The organism is Stenotrophomonas sp. GL_111 (assembly GCF_057835245.1).
In genome coordinates this window covers 4,108,376-4,127,456 of the sequence record NZ_CM174421.1, presented here as the reverse complement: position 1 = coordinate 4,127,456, position 19,081 = coordinate 4,108,376, and the positions used below count along the sequence as shown (strand labels likewise).

The following is a 19,081-nucleotide window of genomic DNA, read 5'->3' as shown; positions in this document are numbered from 1 at the left end:
ATCAGAAGACAGAGATGGCATGCCTTGAGTCTGGCGCAGCCATCCCGCCTGCCGCCGTGTGCACCATTCCGTTTCCTGCACATGGCCTGCATCGCGCGGTGAACAGTTTCAATGCCGCGCCAGCGGCAGATAGCGTGCATCAATCAATCTGCCACACGCTGTTGCAGCAGGTGGTCAGCCGGCCTTCGCCGGCCGCTCCGTCAACTGGGCCAGATCGCCCTCCAGCGCAACCTCCAGTGCATTCAATCGCGTGCGCAGCCGGGCACGCTGGCCGCGCAGCGCCTCCAGCGTAGGCACCTGCGCCTGCGCATCGGGCTGCACATAGCGCGCAATGCTCAGGTTGCCCGCATGCCGCGCCAGCATCTGCGGCGTGGCCAGGCACGCGATACCGGCTACGTCTTCGCGTGCGCGGCACAGCGCCAGCACCTGCTCGGCGGCGGCGTTGTCCAGCCGTGGGCCGCGCCGGGTGGCCGCTGGCAACTGCCGCGCATCCACGAACAACACGTTGTCGTCGGTGCGCATCGCGCGCAGCACCAGCAGCGCCGTGGCTACCGGGCTGCCGGCAAACAGCCGGTCAGGCAGGCCGACCACCGCCTCGATCAGGTTGGCGTCCAGCAGGCTGCGGCGGATCAGCGCCTCCTCGCCATCGCGGAACAGCACGCCGTGCGGCACCACCATCGCAATGCGGCCGGTGCGCGGGTCCATGGCCTTGAGCATGTGCTGCAACAGCGCCAAGTGGCCCCACTGGCGCGGTGGCAGGCCATGCACATAGCGCTGGTGCACATCGCGCATGCCACGGTCGGGCGACCACGCCAGCGCAAACGGCGGGCGTGTGAGCTGCACATGGAAGCGGCGCAATTGCCCGTTGGCATCCACCAGCGTGTCATGCAGCAGCGGCGTGCCCGCATGCACCGCGTGGTTGTCTTCCCCGTGCAGCAGCAGGCGCAGGCGTGTGCAGGCCCAGGCCGTGTCGTCCTCTGCCTGGCCCAGCAACTGGTGCCGGCGTGCGCCATGGGCGGTGCGTGCCCAGCGGCTGGCCGCCAGCAGCAGGCTACCGTTGTGGCAGGCCACATCGCAGATGGTTTCGTCCTCGCCCGGGTCCATCAGGCCGGCCATCAGCCAGCCGAGCGGGTCGGGTACGTGGGCCAGCGGCTGGGGGCTGCGGCGTGGCTGGCTGCGCTCCAGCAGTTGGTCCACCGCCTGCCCGATGTCGGCCCGGTAGGTGCCGCGCAAGGGGCGGAAATCCAGCGCCGGCACGCTCAACCGCCCCAACAGGCGCGACAGCGCCAACTCGCGGCGCTCGGCATCGTGTGGCCAGCCATCGTGCAGGCGCAGCACGTCGAACACCTCAGCCAGCGTAGCGCGGTTGGCCTGGGTGAGCTGTTGCAACGCGGTGATGATGCGGCGCGCGTTGTCCCCACTGAAACGCTGCCGGAATAGCAACTCGAAGCGCGCCTCGGGCGGCACCACCAGCAACTGCGCGCCCGGCGCGGTAGGCGGCCAGTCCAGGGGTGCGCCATAGGTGCTGGCCGGACCCTGTGCGGCAGCATCGGTATCGCTGGCAATCTTGAGCAGCAGCAGCGCCAGCAGCAGGTAGGTGGCAGCGCCGGCATCGGCGGCGTCGGCCAGGGTTTCGCGCGCGGCAGTCAGCGCGGCATGCGTGGCGTGCGCGCCGGGCAAGGTCGCAATGCTGCTCATGCCCCACCGCCCTGCAACATCTGCTCGGCCACCACGGCAATCTCCTGTTGGCGAATCTGGATCAACCCTTCCAGGCAGCGCTGCTCGGCCTGCGCGGCGCTGGCAATGCTCACGATGTGGCGCTGCTGCGCCACCGGTGGGACATGCACCGGAAACCGCACCACTGCCGTTTTGCGCAGGCTCTGCTGGCGCGAGCCCGCCGCCTGCTGGCGCAGGTAGGCTTGTGCAGCACGCTGGTTCAACTGCCACGCCAGGAAGGCCGGCAGCAGATCGGGCGTGGACACCCGCAGCACGTACAGGTGCGGGCTGCACACGGTGCACTCCGGCGGGTTGTGCAGCAGCATCGCCAGCGCATGGCTACCGCGCGCGGCAATGAGTACATCCTGGTCCTGCACCCAATCGGGTGGCTTGCGTGTGCGCAGCGCAGTGCGCAGCAGGTGCTCGCGTTCCTGCAGGCCGTCGGTGCCCAGGTTCTTCAGTTGGATGACCTGCACCGGGCCCTCCGGTACGGCGGTGATGGCCCCGCGAAAGGGGTGGCCCTGGCGGATGTTGGCCACGTCGCCAAGCAGGGCGATGCGCGTGAGTGTGTTCATGCGTGCACCATGCGTTCGGGTGGGGAGAGGGTCAACCGAGCAGATGGACAGCATTCGCGATGATGCGAAGTGGCGTGCGGTGGATGTGCGGAAGTGGGATGAAGCTCGCAGGGGGTCGCAGCTGGTGCGAACGATGCGGTGAACTGGAGTTGGGGGTTTGGATGGGCGAAGGTGATGGTGCGGCGGTGGTTGCGCGGGTTGGTGGTTGTTGAGGTCCATTGGATGGCGCCATCCACTGATGCTGCTGTGATGCAATTTCGCCGACTTCCGAATGCCACCCTCGCGGTTGTGGCAGATACTTGGGTGGTGCCGCGCGTGTAGACGCTTGCTGACAGGGGAGCTGATGAGACAGCTAAACCGAAGCTCGAGATGGGCATGAGGGTTCTCCTTCGCGGAGCAACCCTACTGCGATGATCTCGTTATCCGAAATCCAGATATTCGCGAACGACCTTGTAGGTGAAGTGGGTTCGTTCCGTTGGCTGCGTGTGTTTCCACGCGCCGCGTTCGGCGCACCAATACCACGAAGTTCACTCGGTGATACATACGGAAGGGTGCTCACCAAGGTTGCGAAGGGGCTGGCTGGAGAAAGCCCGGCGACAGCAACGCCGAGCGATAGAAGGATGCAGCTACGTTTGGGAGAGGTGCGAAAGGAATGTGCATCTTTATCTGCACTAGTGCCTATCGTCTCCGGTGGGCATTGCGTCGCATCGGCTGGTGACCGAGCTCGGGTTATCTAATATCAAGCCAGCACGGAAATTCTGTTGTTCTCGAATCTTGTGGATGGATTGCATATAGTCCGCTCGAGCCCTTGCTGTGCGCAGACGTTGCCAAGAGGTATCCACTGCAATGTTTCACCGCGACTCTTGTTGGGTGGGGGAGGCGTCTGTAGATGCTCGCCCATGCACCCTGGTCAGTTGCAATGCAAGTGATCAACCAATAGCAGTTGGCAGGTTCGTAGCGTCGGAGCGGACCAAGGGTTTTCCCGCGCGAGAAAGCAGCATGTTGGAGATCCTGTGAAAGCAGAGGCTTGGGACGTGTACAGTTTGAACTTGTATATGGAACGATAGCGATGGCTTTGCACGTCACGAAGGTCGAACTGGAGAACTTCCGCGGAGCGCGTCCTGCGATCCAGATCCTCACGCTCTCCTGCTCATGCGCGGAGCTTCTTAAGCTGGCCGGCCCCCAAAGTTGCATCGCCATCTCGGTGCGAATCGCGCAGCCAGAGCCGGTAGAGACAACAGCTTCTATCGCCATGGTCAAGCCGGTCTCGGCTCCTGCAATGCTCTCAGTGCGGCTGATCGGCGAGCGCATTCAAGTGGGCGCAGGACTGGCGCTGATGCAGCGTTGAGTCCAGAGGCGCTAGGCTCAGACTGACCGCAATGCCTCCACCAGATGCAGCCACTCATTGTTGAAGGACGGCCAGAACCTGCCGTCGGGCATCAGCAATCGCTACGCTTGGAGCTTGGCTATCAGGCTGGCGGGCCCCTGAACTTAATCTGCGGTGCGTCGCACAGAATAGGTCAGTGGGACGTCTGCGTGCGCTGGGTAGGACGTGGCCAGATCAGACGCATTCCTCATGAACCTATCGCGCCGAGATGCTGCCGAGTTAAAGTTCTTTCGTAGCGCGCGAAATGCATGATTTCCAGATTCATCTGACGGAAATTTCAACGTTCGAGAACTCTCTCAATTGTTTGGGTGACATGTGTCACGAGAAGACTTCGTCGGCACGTCCCCTGGTGGTCATAACTTGAGGTGGCGGCCTGAGCACGTCCGCCTCTGGCCGGAAGCGGACACCCGGGAAAGCAGGCGCCCCCCTATGGCCATGCGTGGTCATGACGTGAAAGCACATGACCGTGCGCAACGGCACAAAATTTGTCATCGATGGTCTGATAGCATCAGCGGGCCACCCGTCCACCGGGTGGCTGCTGTCCTCTCCGTGCATTAGGGAATGATGTCGGAACAGCCCTTAGGCTCGGCCCAAATGGCCTCACAAGGAATGTGCATCTATGCGATCCAACACAAAGCGGGCGCGCCGCCGCGCCGCCTTGGCTTTCTCTATCTGTTCGTCTCTGTTTGGTCCGTCTGCAATGGCGGCAACTTACTACGGACCTCCGTATGAGGTTCAGTCCTTCCGTGGAGTCGGGACCTTCGAGTCCGTAGGTGCGGGCGTGAGCTTCCTGACGGAGAAGATACTGGCGCCTTGCCGTCAGAACCCCCAATGCACCACACCACCAAAGGTCACAGTCAAGTATGGCCCAAACACGCATTGGGCTGCAGCTTCAATATTCGTCAATGGGACGCAGACGGACACTGTCAATGCATCGGAAATATCCATTGGTCAGCCCGAAAAGAACTTCGGCGGCTGCCAACAGCGATGCACGGCGGGTCTCGGATCGGACAACGATGCGACCGGCGCGAGGGGGACCCCTAAAAGCGCAGCATCCGCAAACGCAATGAACCCGGGGAGTTCCTTTGAGGGTGACCCAATCAACGCCGCGTCGGGAAATTTCTACCGGCAAGAGACGGACTTCAATGCATCGAGTAGCCTCACCTTCAGGCGGTTCTACAACAGCTCCCCACGCGCGCCAGGGTCATCCTTAGGCCCTCAATGGCGGCACAGCTTTGAGCGACGCCTGGATATTCTCGCATCGTCTCCCGAGGTTGTCGGGGCAGGCTCATTCATTCGCGTAATGAGGTCGGATGGTGCATCAGAGATCTTCACCAAAAAGAATGGGGTATGGACTGCTGATGCGGACGTCGTTGACGTCCTCGTAGACCAGCCCGCAGGCGCCGGTTACGCCCTACAGTTGGCAGCCAACCGACAGACTGAGATATATGATGCCGGCGGCCTTCTCAAAGAGGTGTATGACGCCTCGGGCCAGCGGATCCTTGTCCTGGAGTACTCAACTGCCCAAACCCCGCCCGACCTTGCTCCAGCCCCTGGACTGCTGATCTCTGTCACCGATCAGCGTGGTCGTGCGCTATCGTTCTCCTACAGCGCGACTTCCCGACTCTCTTCGGTCGCATTTCCTGACAGCAGTGAGCAAACCTTCGGTTACAACGCCGGCGGCTACCTTGCGTCGACAACCTATGCGGATGGCTCGAGCAAGGGCTACATCTACAATGAGCCGGCGAATACTTCGTCCTCCAACCGCCCGGGATTCCTAACTGGCATCACCGACGAGAACGGTAAACGCTACGAGACGATCAAGTATTTGTCCAGCAATCGAGCGTACTACACCGAATTTGCCGGAGGTGTAGATGCAACGACCCTGGAGTACGCCACCCTCACGAGTAACGGAACGTTGCCGGTAACAGTCAAGAGCACACTTGGCGCTCAGTCGCTCCTGAAGTTCTCGGATACCGGAAAGGGCCGGATCCTTCCGGCGGGAGGTAGCGCAGCCTGCGGAACTCAGTGCAACCAGCCCTATAAGTCTATGACTTACGATGCAAATGGGAACCCTGCGTCGACCACGGACTTCAAGGGTGTCATTACCCGTACGACATACACATCAGATGGCCTGCTATCAGAGCAGCTGGATGCTGCAGGCACACCGCAGCAAAGGACTACAAGCACCACTTGGGACGCAGTGCTTCGTGTGCCACTGACAAACATCGTCAAGGATACCGCAGGCGCAACGGTATCTATCACCACTTGGACATACAACTCTCTGGGCTTGGAAACCTCGCGATGCGAAGTGGACTCAGGCGTTCCCAGCGCTGCCAGCTACGCATGCGGGACCGCCGCCAGTGCGCCGCTTGGTGTTCGCCAATGGACAAGCAGCTACTGCACTTCCATTGATTCCACGCAATGCCCACAGATTGGACTGATCCTTTCCGAAGACGGCCCGAGAACAGACGTCGCGGATGTGACGCGTTATAGCTACTATTTGACTGCCAATGAATCCAACTGCGGAACGGGAACCGGAAACTGCCATCGCGCTGGCGATCTTCACCAAGTTACCAATGCACTCGGGCACGCCTCCACCTGGCTTTCCTACGATAAGAACGGAAGGCCCACGCGCATGCGGGACGAGGTCGGCACAATTCACGACTTGGTCTATAGCCCGCGCGGCAGGATCATCAGCACGATTGAACGCGCACAGGCGGACGGAGCAGCCTCGAACCTGGACAGGCTGACGACAATCGGACTCGATCCGGCAGAGAACGTCGTCTCGGTTATCGATCCTGACGGCGTATCACTGGCTTACACCTACGACGATGCCCATCGGCTCACCAAGATCACTGACGCGGCTGGCAATAGCATACGGTATGTTCTCGATGCCGCTGGAAATCGCATCAAGGAAGAGATCACCGACCCAAGCGGCTCTGTGAGACGATCTCTGTCGCGCGTGTATGACAAGCTGGGTCAGATGACCAGCCAGAAGACAGCAAGCGGATATTCGACTGACTTTGCCTATGACATGGTCGGCAATGTCCAGCTCGTCACGGATGCACTAAAGCGTAAAACGCAGCTTGACTACGACGTTTTGGGGCGACTGAGCACCACCCTTGAAGATGTCGCCGGCTTGGCGGTGAAGACTCGCTACGCGTACGACGCCGAAGGCAGGACAACGGTAGTGACCGATCCCAAGGGCCATACGACAAGCTACCAGTACTCGGGGCTCGGAGACATTATCGAGCTGAATAGCCCGGACACAGGCGTGAGCCGTGCCACCTACGGTAGCGCCGGCCAACTCGCTACCCGAGTCGATGCAGATGGCAGAACAGTCACCTTCACCTTTGATGCGCTGGGCAGAATTGCGCGCAAGGTATATGGCAATCAGGAAATTACCGCTGACTATACGTACGACCAGATAGAGCCAATTTGCAGCGTAGACGAGAGCTTCGCCAAAGGCCGTCTCTCCTCGCTTCAGGACGATAGCGGAAAGACCCAGTACTGCTACGACCAGGCAGGAAACGTCACCAGGAAGGTGCAAGCCTCGGGGAATACTAGTGTCGCCGTCCAATACAGCTATACAAAGGCTGGGCGTCTGAGGACGATGACATACCCCGATGGCACTATTGTGGATTACGTCCGTGATGCACTCGGCACTGTTACCGATATTGGAGTGATCCGTCCCGGTGTGGGGCGAGAGATTCTGCTCTCTGGCGCCAATCGCCATCCATTCGGCCCATCCTCTGGGTGGAGCTATGGCAATGGTCGTGTTCTGTCTCGGGAGGTGGACAAAGACTATCGCCCGCTCTCGATACGTGGAGGGGCCGGCGGCCTAAACTCGACTTATAGTTTCAACGCGGTTGGTGACCTCGTGGGTCTCGGAGCGGCCGATAGTGGCGAGCCTTCTGTGACGTTTACTTATGATTCCCTTGGTCGTCTAAACGCGCTTAAAGACGGCGTAACAGGGACCATCATCGATAGCTACACTTATGACGCGACCGGGAATCGAATGTCAGCCAGAGTCAATGGGGTGGAGCAAGCGTACGTCTATTCCTCCAATAGCCATCGGCTGGCTAGTGTGGCCGGTGCAGCGCGCAGCTATGATCTCGCTGGCAACGTGCTCTCAATCGATGGCGGCGAGCGGGACTTCTCCTACAATGCCGCAAATCGTATGAGCGCGGTGCGCATCAATGGGACGTTGGCTGCAGAGTTCCGCTACAACGAACTGGGGCAGCAGACCACCAGAAGCACGCAAGGCGATGTGAGTCGACTCGTATACGACGAGCGCGGCCTTTGGCTCGGAAGTTACGACAAAGCCAACAGGGCGAGCCAACAGGTCATCTGGTTGGATGAATTGCCCGTCGGCGTGAGTGAGGGAGGATCCCTCCTCTATGTGGAACCTGATCATCTAGGGACCCCCCGAGCAGTCGTCAACCCGGTACGCGACGCCGTCGTCTGGACGTGGAACCTAAAGGGCGAAGCATTTGGCACCACCGCGCCGAACGAGGACCCGGATCTGGATGGAACCAAGTTCGACTTCAGCCTGCGTCTTCCAGGGCAGCGATATGATGCTTCGACAGCTCTTAACCAGAATCACTTTCGTGACTACGATGCCTCCTCAGGGCGCTATATCCAGAGCGATCCGATTGGGCTTGCCGGCAGCATCTCCACCTACGGCTATGTTGATGGGGACCCCATGTCCAGAATCGATCCTACCGGCCTGGATTCGATTGTCACGCATCAGAACCTTGGAACGACGACCTACTATGATGACAATGGTAACTTCGTGAAGTCTTGGGATTCTCGGAGTGCCGTTGCAAGCCGCGCGTTGGCCGGCGCGGCGGGCCCCTATCAGTCTGCCGACGTGTATCCGATCCGCGGGCCATACAAGAATAACTCGACCGCATTTGGGCCGAATGACATCCTCAAGACCGACGATACCTCGCGTGGTAGGTGGATCCACGGCGGTGGTACCGGGTTGAGGGACCCGCGGGCGGCCAGGCAGGGGTGGAAGCCGACCATGGGCTGTACGCGCATGCAGAACGAGGATATTCAAGAGTTGGTTGATATGGTCCGCGATGCAAAATCAAGCAATCCGAAGAAGCCGATACGGTATCAGCGGATGAACTATCAACGCCCGGTGATCATTCCACTATTTTGAGATTCTACTATGTACGTGACGAAATGCAGATTAGTCATCTTGGCGTTCGCACTTCTGTCCGCATCGACGCAGGTGGAGGCCAAGGGAGATAGGGTGGACTACGTGTCAAAGGCGTTCCGCGATGGTGAGTACACACCGCACGTCTATCTCGAATCCGACATTCTTCGCCGTTATGGTAAAGGGGAAGAGCGCATCGACGATTCAGGTTTGCTGCGCCGTAGATACTGGGATCCGACCACAGAGTCGGAGATAGTGATCACCACCAATCCCGACGTTGGGCCGAAGTACCGAACCATTGATGAGATTCGGGTCTCGCCAGTTCTTATAGGGAAGCAAGCACTCGGCACTACCGAGAGCTTGAAGGGCCTGACACTAAAAGGGGTGGCAATCGGCGATCCGGCATCAGGTGCGGAAGCAGCGACACGCCGGTACGGTGATACATACAGATCCAAGGAGAGACTCGGCCGGTTCGATGTCGAGCGCGTCTGCGGCTACCTCGATGGCTCCAGCATTTGCTTTGACATTCGAGAGAAAAAGGTAGTCGCCATGGCTGTGGGCGCCGGTCCTTGATCTAGCAAGTCCACTCTCGCCAACGCCATGACGCATCCCGGGGCTGACCATGCAAGGTCAGTCCTGGAACTGGATTCCAAAGCCATCGGCTCTCATCCTAGGCTGCAATGTGTCAACCGCCCGATATCGGGCCGTCAGCCACTGCCTGTGTGGCCCCCAGGTCTTGTAGACAGCCAGCTGCCGGTTGCGTGCCCGCTTTTGGCCGGGATTGGACACTGGGCTGCGGTGGTCGCATCTACCCAAAGCGCACGTCCCCTTGGTTTGCCGCACTATCAATAGGAAAGATGAGGGGATGGGTGGACATGTTTGATCCGACGACTCAGATTGATGACACGAATCGTGAGCAAGCCAAGCTCCATTCGAACGACTGGGTTTACGTAGTCGCCAGGAGGTATGGGTCGAATGATGCGGTGCCGCCAGAAGCAATCGTCGGTGCATGGAGGGTCGATGGCGGTGGCTCGATCATTGAGGGAAAGTTCGTGCCGAACCCGAGCTTCAGGGAATCTCGACAATGTACTGGATGAATTCCCGCTCCTGGCCTGAAGTGGACTTCGAGCCAGGCAACCTGGTGAGCGATGGGTGCGCAAGCGTCTGTGGCAAACGATAAGATCGCATCCAAAGGGGCGTGCCGATCAGGATGACTACAGTGAACACGACATGGCCCTTCTTTCTGCGCGGGGTCACCCTTCAAACCAGTGCTCAGTTCCTTGCGGCATTGACCATAGGCGTGCCACTAGGGTTCTTCGAAGTCGAGCTGGTTCAGGCAGTCGGACCAGTCTGGCGAGCGATCATCGATCATGCGCTCAGTTGCGTGGCGATATTCACCGTATGCGCGATCTTCGCTTTTTGGCGCCCCCACAGATGTTTCTTGGCGATGGCGTTGTCATTCGTAGCGACAGAGCTGATCTTTCAGTGCGTTTCGTTGCTCATAGGTGGTGTTGAGCAACCATCGCTCTTGGTGGCTTTGACTCTTGTTCTATCAGCGGGTAGTTCTCTCTGCGGTACCGCGTTGGGTAGGGCGCTCAAGAGGAACAAGATCAACCAAGTCGACAACCGGACGCCTGCTGCCGCCTTTCAGCCGAGGTCAGCATGTGAAAGATCGGCCGCAGGGTAGTCGGCGGCTCCGGTTGCTGGTGTGAGCCGGAAGATCAGCAGCGCGCGTCGCCTTGACGCGCGCGCCGAACATCACCCGGCCTCGCTCACCTGCCCAGCCTGCCCACGCCGCACCAACCGCTCTCGCACCTTGTCGTAAACCAGGTTGTACACATACGTATAAGGCAGGAAGAACGCGATCAGCCCCATCTCCAACAGGAACGCATCCCAGTAGGAAATGGACAGCCACCACGCGGCCAGCAGCACCACTACCACCACCAGCCCACCCTCAAAGCCCACCGCATGCCCGACGCGCACCGGCACGGTCCGCTTGAACCCAAACTTCTTTTCCACGCGTTCGAACATCGCGTTGTAGAGCATGTTCCACAGCATGGCGCAGGTGGCCAGCGCGACGGTGAGCACACCGGTTTCAAACAGCGACTTGCCCAGCACGAAGGACATCACCGGCGCGCACAGGCACAGGGCGATGGCCTCGAACAGCACGGCGTGGACGACGCGGTCCCAGAGGGTCTTTTCGGTTTTCATGGTGCAGCACCTGATGGTCACCGCCGGCAGGGCCAGGCGGAGAGGAGAGCGGATCGGGGGAGGAGGAAAGCGGGGCGGCGATCAACGCTCGTAGCACGCCCGGGGGCCATGGTATAAGTTTCAAAAATGGAGCAAAACCCCCAGTATCGTAGGAGGCCGTTTCAAATATGAAACACTTTCCCTGGGACAACCTGATGGTGCTGCTGGCCGTCGTGCGCGGTGGCACCCTGCGCGAGGCGGCCAAGGCTGCGCGGATGAGCACGGCCACGCTGTCGCGGCGGTTGGATGCGCTGGAGGAGCGGCTGGGCGGCAAGGTGGTGGAGCGCACGTCCACCGGCTGCATCCCCACCGAGCTGGGGCAGCGGGTGTTCGCGCTGGCCGAGCAGATGGAAGAGGCCGCCGACGAGATCGCCCGCGAGGCCGATACGCCCAAGGAGCTGGTGGGCACGGTGCGCATCAACGCCGACGAGTGGGCCAGCTTCCTTCTGATCACCCTGCTACCCGGGTTCAACCGCCAGCACCCCGGCCTGGGCGTGGAGGTGCTCACCTCGCGCGAGCCCTACAACCTGGCCCGGCGCGAGGCCGACGCGCTGCTGCGCTACGGCCCGCCCGACACCACCGACCTGCGCGGGGACCGCGTGGGCCGCGTGGAGTACGCGCTGTACGCCAACCAGGCCTATGCGGCGCGGCGGCAGGTGGCCATCGCCAACCAGGCATGGCATGAGCTGGAATTCGTGGGGCTGGACGAACCGCGCGTGGAGTTCGAGGTGGAGCGCTGGCTGCGCACGCTGCCCGGCGCCAACCGCCCGTGGCTGCGCTGCAACTACTCGGTGGGCGTACTGGATGGCGTCACCGCCGGCGGCGGTCTGGGCGTTGTGGAATGCACGGTGGCCCAGCACGTGGGCGGGCTGGTGCGGGTGCGCGATGCACCGGCGTTGACCCAGGATGTGTGGCTGTGGACGCACCGCTCGCTGTATGAAACGCCGCGCTTCCAGGCCGTGCGCGATTTTCTCAAGCACGCTTGGCTTAATGCGATGGGCGACCGTGGACCGCCTCTGGCATAGGGGCGGTCCATGAATTCATCGAGCTGACTCGGCAGGGCGCCCAGTAGGGAATGTGACCATTCCCCATCGCCATATACGCCGCATTTCACGCCGAAACCGAGGCGCTGCAACCGCTGCGCGCAATCGCCACCGGCAGGCGCTGCCCGCTTGACGATTTTCTGAGCAATCTCCCACACGCCCTTAACCCCACCCTGCACAGCATGTCCCCACCCCGGCATCCGCCGGTGGCCCCGGAGACTTCCCATGACCCAGCAGCGCAAGCCCGATTCCCAGCGCAACCAACGCGACTCGCCCGCCGAGCGCGGGCGCGATCAGCAGCAGCAACAGCAGCAGGACGAGCAGCAACGCAACCAGAACCAGCAGCAGGGATGGCAGGACGAGGAAGAGTGAGTTTGATACGCTTGATCTGTCCGGCGACGGTCATCGTCGCCGGACACAGGGCGCCTCAGTCGAGCAAGGCCGCGATCACCCGCCGGGCCGATTGTTCGGTGGTCTCGGTGCGGGTATCCAGCACGAGTTCGGCCGCGGTGGGGGCTTCGTAAGGCGAGTCGATGCCGGTGAAGTTGGGCAGCTCGCCGCGCCGTGCCTTCGCGTACAGGCCCTTTACATCGCGACGCTCGGCCTCTTCCAACGCCGTATCGACGAAGACTTCCACGAACTCGCCTTCGCCGAACAGTTCGCGCGCAGCGGCACGCTCGGCGCGGAATGGGGAGATCAGGCTTACCAGCACGATCAGGCCGGCGTCGGTCATCAGCTTGGCCACCTCGGCCACGCGGCGCAGGTTCTCCACCCGGTCGCCGTCGGTGAAGCCCAGGTCGCGGTTCAGGCCGTGGCGCACGTTGTCGCCATCGAGCAGGTAGGTGTGCACGCCGCGGGCGAGCAGCTCACGCTCGACGCGGTTGGCAATGGTCGATTTGCCCGCGCCGGACAGGCCGGTGAACCAGACGCAGCGCGGCAGCTGGCCTTTCAGGTTTGCGCGGGCGCTGCGATCCACATCCAGTGCCTGCCAGTGCACGTTGTCGGCGCGGCGCAGGCTGTGCCGGATCATGCCGGCGCCCACGGTGGCGCGGCTGAGCGGGTCCACCAGGATGAAGCCACCCAGCGCACGGTCTTCGTCATACGGTGCGAAGGCGATAGGGGCATCCAGCGACAGCGCGATGCCGCCGATTTCGTTGAACGCCAGGCGCTTGGCCGCCAGCGGCTGTAGGCTTTCGGGGTCGAGCTGGTGCTTGAGCTCGCTGATCCGCGCCCCCACGGTGCGGGTGGCCAGTTTGAACTGGTAGCGGCGGCCGGGGACCAGCGCCTGTTCGTCGAACCACAGCACATCGGCTACGAACTGGTCGCTGCTCTGCAGCGGCGCGTGCGCCAGGGTGAGCACATCGCCACGCCCGGCATCGACATCCTCGCGCAGGCGCACCGCAACGGCTTCGCCACCGTAGGCAACGTCACGCGCGTGGCCGGCCACGTGAATCGCGTCCACCGTGGCGGCCACGCCCGCCGGGTCCACGCGAACGCTGTCGCCCGGCTCCAGCGCATCTGCGGTGAGGGTGCCGGTCAACCAGCGGGCACCGTCGGCATCGCGCAGCACCGATTGCACCGGCAGCCTCGTGGCATCGCCGGCGCGCGAGGCCACCCGCACCGTTTCCAGGTGCTCGAGCACGCTGGGGCCGTCGTACCAGTCGATGGCGGTGGAACGCGTGGTGACGTTGTCGCCCACTGCGGCGGCTACCGGAATGGCGGTGACGTTGTCGATGCCTAACCGCGCGGCGTGGCTGCGGTACTGCGCGGCGATCTGCTCGAAGGTGTCGCGCTGGTAGCCGATGCGGTCCATCTTGTTCACCGCCAGCAGCACGTGCCGCACGCCGAACAATGCAGCGATGGCGGTATGCCGGAAGGTCTGCGGCAGCAGGCCCTTGCCGGCATCGACCAGTACGATGACGATATCCGCCATCGAGGCGCCGGTGGCCATGTTGCGGGTGTACTGCACATGGCCGGGGCAGTCGGCGATCAGGAAGCGCCGCTGCGGGGTCTGCAGGTGTCGCCAGGCAACATCGATGGTGATGCCCTGTTCGCGCTCCGCGTCCAGCCCGTCCAGCAGCAGCGCGTAGTCGATGTCGTCACCGCGCGTGCCGTGGCTGGCGCTGGCGCGCGCGAGTGCGGCGCGTTCGTCATCCGGTACGCGGCCAGCCTCGTGCAGCAGGCGGCCGATCAGGGTGCTCTTGCCGTCGTCGACGCTGCCGCAGGCCACCACGCGCAGGAAATCCAATGCCGCTGTTTGCCTCATGACACGTCACTTCCCAGGTTGTCTTGCGTGCGGTGCATCAGAAGTAGCCCTCGCGCTTTTTCTTTTCCATGGAGTCGCCGTCGGCATGGTCGATCAGCCGCCCGGCGCGTTCGGATTCCCGCCCGGCAACCATCTCGGCGATGATCGCGTCGAGGTCTTCGGCATCGGATTCCACCGCGCCGGTCAGCGGATAGCAGCCCAGCGTGCGGAAGCGCACCCGTCGTGACTGCACCACTTCGCCTTCGCGCAGCACGAAGCGCGCGTCATCCACCATCAGCAGCGCACCATCGCGCTCGACCACCGGGCGCTCGGCGGCGAAGTACAGCGGCACCACCGGAATCTGCTCGCGCTGCACATAGCGCCACACATCCAGTTCGGTCCAGTTCGAGAGCGGAAACACGCGAACGCTTTCGCCTTTGCTGACGCGTGCGTTGTACAGATTCCACAGCTCCGGGCGCTGCTGGCGCGGGTCCCAGCGGTGCTGGCCATCGCGGAAGGAAAACACGCGCTCCTTCGCACGTGACTTCTCTTCATCGCGGCGTGCACCGCCGATGGCCGCATCGTAGCCACCGGCTGCCAGCGCCTGTTTGAGCGCCAGCGTCTTCATCACTTCGGTATGCACGCTGGCACCGTGTGACTGCGGGCCCACGCCATCGCGAACGCCATCCGGGTTGATGTGCACGTGCAGGTCCACGCCGGTTTCGGCGGCGCGCCGGTCGCGGAACGTGATCATCTCCTGGAACTTCCAGGTGGTGTCCACATGCAGCAGCGGAATCGACGGGCGTGCCGGTGCGAAGGCCTTCAGCAGCAGATGCAGCAGCACCGAGCTGTCTTTGCCGATGGAGTAAAGCAGCACCGGGTTGCGGCACTCTGCGGCAACCTCGCGCAGGATGTGGATGCTTTCGGCTTCAAGCCGGTCGAGATCACTGGCGGTGGAGGTGAGGCTCATGAGCGGTGGTGGGCCAAGGCGGTCGGTTCGGACTGGCCGCATTCTAGGCAGCGCTCCTACCCGCTCCGTAAATCACCGCGTGGCATAAGGCGATAACCGCCGGTTGCTTCTCCGCGTAACGCTGCTGACCTAGCCTTGAGGTCGACTCCGAACCTGCGGCCTGTCGGTCGCCATGCCCATGTCGCCTCCCAACGCCCTGCAGCTCACCCCCTTCTCCGAGGAGACGGCGGCAGCGCTTGGCCGTATCGTCGAGGGCCTGGATGCACCGGGGCTGTGGTGGCTGTCCGGCTATGCCGCCGGCTTGGCCACGCGCGGTGCCGCGCTGCCGCAGGCCGCACCGGGGCCGCGCCCGGCAGCGGTGGAGGCCGGGCAGCTGACCATCGTCTACGCCAGCCAGACCGGCAACGCCCGGCGCGTGGCCGAGCAGCTGGCCGAGGATGCACGGGCGGGCGGTATCGATGTGCGGCTGCTGCGGGCCGATGCGTATTCATCGCGCGAACTGAAGACCGAGCGGCACCTGGTGCTGGTGGTCAGCACCCAGGGCGAAGGCGAGCCTTCCGATGATGCGCGTGAGCTGCATGCTTTCGTGCTGGGCAAGCGCGCGCCAAGGCTGGAGCAGCTGCAGTTCGCCGTGCTTGGCCTGGGTGACACCAGCTACCCGGAATTCTGCGCGGTGGCCCGGCAGTTGGACGCGCGCTTGGCCGAGCTGGGCGGGCAGCGCCTGCTGGAGCTGGGTGAGGCGGACCTGGATATCGAGACGGTCGCGGTACCGTGGCGTGGGCGTGCGATCGCCGCGGCCAAGGACCTGCTGAAGCCGATTGCCACGGTGACGCCGCTGCGTCCGCATGGCGCTGCTGCACCCTCTGCCTTCAGCCGCGAAGTCCCGTTCGCCGCCGACGTGCTGGTCAACCAGCGCATCACCACGCGCGGCAGTGACAAGGATGTGCGGCATATCGAGGTGTCACTGGAGGGCGCCGGCTTGAGCTACCAGCCCGGCGACGCGCTGGGCCTGTGGCCACGCAACGCCGAGGCGCTGGTGGACGCGGTGCTGGCCACCACCCGGCTGGACGGGGATGCGCCGGTTACCCACGGCGGCGCGGAACTGCCACTGCGCGAATGGCTTTCAAGCAAGCGCGAGCTGACCCGGTTGGCGCGGCCCTTCGTAGCCGCCCATGCCGAGCGCGCGAATGACGACGCGCTGCGTACCGCACTGTCGCCAGACAACGCCACGGCGTTGGCCGGGTGGCTGTCCGAACGCCAGGTCATCGATCTGTTGCAGGACGCGCCGGGACAGTGGGATGCCACCGCCCTGGTGGCGGCACTGCGGCCGCTGACGCCGCGGCTGTACTCGATTGCCTCCAGCCAGAAGGCGGTGGGCAACGAGGCACACCTCACCGTTGCCCACGTTGCTTATGCGCGGGCAGGGCAGCCGCGCTGGGGTGTGGCCTCGCGCCTGCTGGCCGACAGTGGCGAAGACCAGCAGTTGCCGATCTACGTCGAGCCGAACGAGCGCTTCCGGTTGCCGGCCGATCCGGCTCGCGACGTCATCATGATCGGGCCCGGCACGGGTGTGGCCCCGTTCCGCGGCTTCCTGCAGGAGCGCACGGCGATCGGCGCCAGTGGCCGCAACTGGCTGCTGTTCGGCAACCCGCGCTTCCGCAGCGATTTCCTTTACCAGCTGGAATGGCAGCGGGCGCTCAAGGCCGGCACGCTGGATCGCATCGACCTGGCGTTCTCGCGCGACGGCGCCAACAAGGTGTATGTGCAGCACCGCCTGCGCGAGCAGGGCAGGGCGCTGTTCGACTGGCTGGAAGGTGGCGCGCACCTGTATGTATGCGGCGCACTGGCGATGGGTCGCGATGTCCACCAGGCGCTGCTGGAGATATTCGCCGAGCACGCAGGCGGCCATGAGGCCGCGCTGGAACGTCTTTCCGCCCTGCAGTCGCAGGGCCGCTACGCCCGGGAGGTGTACTGATGTCCGCGCATTCGGTTGAAGACATCAAATCGCGCAGCCATCGCCTGCGCGGCTCGTTGCTGGAAAGCCTGGCCGATCCGGTCACCGGCAGCCTGCGCGAAGACGACCAGACTCTGATCAAGTATCACGGCAGCTACCAGCAGGATGATCGCGATATCCGCGAAGAGCGGCGGCTGGCCAAGGTGGAACCGGCCTACAGCTTCATGATCCGCACCCGCACCCCTGGCGGCGTGGTGACGCCGGCGCAGTGGCTGAAGCTCGATGCCATCGCCACCACCTACGCCGAACGCGGCCTGCGCATCACCACCCGCCAGGCATTCCAGTTCCACGGCGTGATCAAGACCGAGCTGAAGGCGACGATGCAGGCGATCAACGCCACGTTGATGGATACGCTGGCGGCCTGCGGCGATGTGAACCGCAATGTCGCGGTGTCGGCCAACCCGCAGCTGTCGGCGGTGCATGCACGGATCCATGCCGATGCGGCGGCGCTGTCCGAACACCTGCTGCCGAACACGCGCGCGTATTACGAGATCTGGCTCGACGAGGTGCTGGTCGTCGGCAGCGGGGTGGAGGAGGAGCCGATCTACGGCACGCGCTACCTGCCGCGCAAGTTCAAGGTGGGCTTCGCGGTGGCCCCGTACAACGATGTGGATGTGTTCGCGCAGGACCTGGGCTTCATCGCGATACTGGATGAGGCTGACGGCAGCTTGCTTGGCTACAACGTCAGCGTGGGCGGCGGCATGGGCGCTACCCATGGCGATGCCGAGACCTACCCGCGGCTGGGCAATGTCATCGGGTTTGTCACGCCCGAGCAGGTGATTGCAGTGGGCGAAGCGGTGGTGACCGCGCAGCGCGACCACGGCAATCGCGAGGTGCGCAAGCGCGCACGGCTCAAATACACCATCGACGACCACGGCCTGGACTGGTTCAAGGCCGAGGTCGAGCGACGCACCAACTTCGCCTTCCAGCCGGCGCGTGGCTTCGCCTTCGTGCACAACGGCGACCGTTTCGGCTGGGTGGACGGTGACAATGGCGAGGCACACCTGACCCTGCGCATTCCGGCCGGCCGTATCGTCGACGGCGCCCTGGATGGCCTGGGCGCGGCGGTCAGCCACCTCACCGGTCTGCGCGAGATCGCGCACCTGCTCGATGCCACACCCGGCCACGCGGCGCGCTTCCGCATGACCGCGAATCAGAACCTGGTGATCGCCGGCATTCCCGCTGCCCTGCGCGAAGGCGTGAAAGCGCTAGTGGTCGCACACGGGCTGGATGGCTGGCGCACCGCCAGCGCGCTGCGGCGCAATGCGCTGGCCTGCGTGTCGCTGCCCACCTGCGGCCTGGCGATGGCTGAAGCCGAGCGCTACCTGCCCGAGTTCGTCGGCAAGGTGGAAGCGCTGCTCGATCAGCACGGCATCGGCGATGCCTCGATCCACCTGCGTATCAGCGGCTGCCCCAATGGGTGCTCGCGCCCATACCTGGGCGAGATCGCGCTCGTGGGCAAGGCACCGGGGCGCTACAACCTGATGCTCGGCGCCGACCATCGCGGCCAGCGCTTGAACACGCTGTATCGCGAAAACATCTCCGAGCCGCAGATCCTCGCGGCGCTGGAACCGCTGTTCGCCGACTACGCCCAGGCGCGCGCGGTGGGCGAGGGCTTCGGTGATTTCCTGCTCCGCCACCAGGTCATCGCCATCGCGGCGCGTGACGACCGCAACGACGTTGTGCCGCTCCGGCTGCTGGCCTGAGCGCT

General features: G+C 63.3%; 12 protein-coding genes. 7 read left to right on the top strand and 5 right to left on the bottom strand.

The features are described 5' to 3' along the window. Positions 1–174 precede the first annotated feature (174 nt). Both AC3IPM_RS18355 and AC3IPM_RS18350 read right to left on the bottom strand, forming a co-directional pair. Complete coding sequence (locus AC3IPM_RS18355) at positions 175–1,698, bottom strand: HsdM family class I SAM-dependent methyltransferase (RefSeq protein WP_489301668.1); 1,524 nt, start codon at positions 1,696–1,698, stop codon at positions 175–177. Then, positions 1,695–2,291, bottom strand: a complete 597-nt coding sequence (locus tag AC3IPM_RS18350; RefSeq protein ID WP_489301667.1) for a restriction endonuclease subunit S — start codon at positions 2,289–2,291, stop codon at positions 1,695–1,697. The genes AC3IPM_RS18355 and AC3IPM_RS18350 overlap by 4 nt, the downstream gene beginning before the upstream one ends. A 1,069-nt stretch (positions 2,292–3,360) precedes the next feature. On the opposite strand from AC3IPM_RS18350, the gene AC3IPM_RS18345 reads away from it, so the two are divergent. The 3 genes from AC3IPM_RS18345 to AC3IPM_RS18335 all read left to right on the top strand — a co-directional run bounded on the left by AC3IPM_RS18345 (position 3,361) and on the right by AC3IPM_RS18335 (position 9,421). Then, on the top strand, positions 3,361–3,639 hold the full coding sequence (locus AC3IPM_RS18345; RefSeq protein WP_489301666.1) for a hypothetical protein: 279 nt from the start codon (positions 3,361–3,363) through the stop codon (positions 3,637–3,639). A gap of 820 nt (positions 3,640–4,459) precedes the next feature. Further along, entirely contained in the window at positions 4,460–8,851 is a 4,392-nt protein-coding gene (locus tag AC3IPM_RS18340; protein ID WP_489301665.1) for an RHS repeat-associated core domain-containing protein, read from the top strand. 9 nt (positions 8,852–8,860) lie between these two features. Beyond that, on the top strand, positions 8,861–9,421 hold the full coding sequence (locus tag AC3IPM_RS18335) for a hypothetical protein (protein ID WP_489301664.1): 561 nt from the start codon (positions 8,861–8,863) through the stop codon (positions 9,419–9,421). A 1,185-nt stretch (positions 9,422–10,606) separates the two neighbouring features. On the opposite strand, the gene AC3IPM_RS18330 is transcribed toward AC3IPM_RS18335, so the two are convergent. Then, complete coding sequence (locus AC3IPM_RS18330) at positions 10,607–11,059, bottom strand: multidrug/biocide efflux PACE transporter (RefSeq protein WP_489301663.1); 453 nt, start codon at positions 11,057–11,059, stop codon at positions 10,607–10,609. 167 nt (positions 11,060–11,226) lie between these two features. Here AC3IPM_RS18330 and AC3IPM_RS18325 point away from each other — a divergent pair, with 167 nt between their 5' ends. Beyond that, positions 11,227–12,123, top strand: coding sequence for a LysR family transcriptional regulator (locus AC3IPM_RS18325; protein ID WP_489301662.1), 897 nt, complete (start codon positions 11,227–11,229; stop codon positions 12,121–12,123). 243 nt (positions 12,124–12,366) lie between these two features. Beyond that, positions 12,367–12,513 (top strand): hypothetical protein, encoded by a 147-nt coding sequence (locus AC3IPM_RS18320; protein WP_489301661.1) that lies wholly within the window; start codon positions 12,367–12,369, stop codon positions 12,511–12,513. A 55-nt stretch (positions 12,514–12,568) separates the two neighbouring features. On the opposite strand, the gene cysC is transcribed toward AC3IPM_RS18320, so the two are convergent. Next, on the bottom strand, positions 12,569–14,407 hold the full coding sequence (gene cysC / locus AC3IPM_RS18315) for an adenylyl-sulfate kinase (RefSeq protein ID WP_489301660.1): 1,839 nt from the start codon (positions 14,405–14,407) through the stop codon (positions 12,569–12,571). Positions 14,408–14,444: 37 nt separating this feature from the next. Then, positions 14,445–15,356: a sulfate adenylyltransferase subunit CysD gene (gene cysD, locus AC3IPM_RS18310; protein WP_489301659.1), complete on the bottom strand. Its 912-nt coding sequence runs from the start codon at positions 15,354–15,356 to the stop codon at positions 14,445–14,447. 178 nt (positions 15,357–15,534) lie between these two features. On the opposite strand from cysD, the gene AC3IPM_RS18305 reads away from it, so the two are divergent. Both AC3IPM_RS18305 and cysI read left to right on the top strand, forming a co-directional pair. Beyond that, positions 15,535–17,331, top strand: coding sequence for an assimilatory sulfite reductase (NADPH) flavoprotein subunit (locus tag AC3IPM_RS18305; RefSeq protein ID WP_489301658.1), 1,797 nt, complete (start codon positions 15,535–15,537; stop codon positions 17,329–17,331). After that, the gene (cysI, locus tag AC3IPM_RS18300; protein ID WP_489301657.1) at positions 17,331–19,076 is read left to right on the top strand and encodes an assimilatory sulfite reductase (NADPH) hemoprotein subunit; all 1,746 of its coding nucleotides are present in this window, start codon (positions 17,331–17,333) and stop codon (positions 19,074–19,076) included. The genes AC3IPM_RS18305 and cysI overlap by 1 nt, the downstream gene beginning before the upstream one ends. Positions 19,077–19,081: the final 5 nt, after the last annotated feature.

Coding starts and splice junctions, on each gene's coding strand:
- cysI (WP_489301657.1), top strand. CDS start 17,331: ATGTCCGCGCATTCGGTTGAAGACATCAAATCGCGCAGCCATCGCCTG.
- AC3IPM_RS18330 (WP_489301663.1), bottom strand. CDS start 11,059: ATGAAAACCGAAAAGACCCTCTGGGACCGCGTCGTCCACGCCGTGCTG.
- AC3IPM_RS18345 (WP_489301666.1), top strand. CDS start 3,361: ATGGCTTTGCACGTCACGAAGGTCGAACTGGAGAACTTCCGCGGAGCG.
- AC3IPM_RS18355 (WP_489301668.1), bottom strand. CDS start 1,698: ATGAGCAGCATTGCGACCTTGCCCGGCGCGCACGCCACGCATGCCGCG.
- AC3IPM_RS18350 (WP_489301667.1), bottom strand. CDS start 2,291: ATGAACACACTCACGCGCATCGCCCTGCTTGGCGACGTGGCCAACATC.
- AC3IPM_RS18305 (WP_489301658.1), top strand. CDS start 15,535: ATGTCGCCTCCCAACGCCCTGCAGCTCACCCCCTTCTCCGAGGAGACG.
- AC3IPM_RS18335 (WP_489301664.1), top strand. CDS start 8,861: ATGTACGTGACGAAATGCAGATTAGTCATCTTGGCGTTCGCACTTCTG.
- cysC (WP_489301660.1), bottom strand. CDS start 14,407: ATGAGGCAAACAGCGGCATTGGATTTCCTGCGCGTGGTGGCCTGCGGC.
- cysD (WP_489301659.1), bottom strand. CDS start 15,356: ATGAGCCTCACCTCCACCGCCAGTGATCTCGACCGGCTTGAAGCCGAA.
- AC3IPM_RS18325 (WP_489301662.1), top strand. CDS start 11,227: ATGAAACACTTTCCCTGGGACAACCTGATGGTGCTGCTGGCCGTCGTG.
- AC3IPM_RS18320 (WP_489301661.1), top strand. CDS start 12,367: ATGACCCAGCAGCGCAAGCCCGATTCCCAGCGCAACCAACGCGACTCG.